We start from the raw sequence: 235 nt of genomic DNA, 5'->3' as shown, positions 1-235 counted from the left end.
CACGTCTGCTTGGTGCCGACGGCGAATACGGCAAGGATCTCAAGGTCAAGAAAGACTGGGTCCTGGTGTTCAGCGACTACATGAAACCGCCGATTCGTCTGGCGGCAATCATGGAGTTGCCGGTGATCTTCGTGTTTACCCATGACTCCATCGGTGTGGGCGAAGACGGCCCCACCCATCAACCCATCGAGCACCTGACCCAGCTGCGCGCCACCCCGGGCCTCTTGACCCTGCG

Annotated in this window: 1 protein-coding gene; it reads left to right on the top strand. The window is 60.4% G+C overall.

The features are described from left to right. Positions 1-235: hypothetical protein (locus AC0L3U_RS40245; RefSeq protein ID WP_473365250.1), on the top strand; the 235-nt coding region annotated here is incomplete at both ends.

Source organism: Bradyrhizobium sp. Kon69 (genome assembly GCF_055807515.1).
This window is presented reverse-complemented; position numbering and strand designations above follow the sequence as displayed.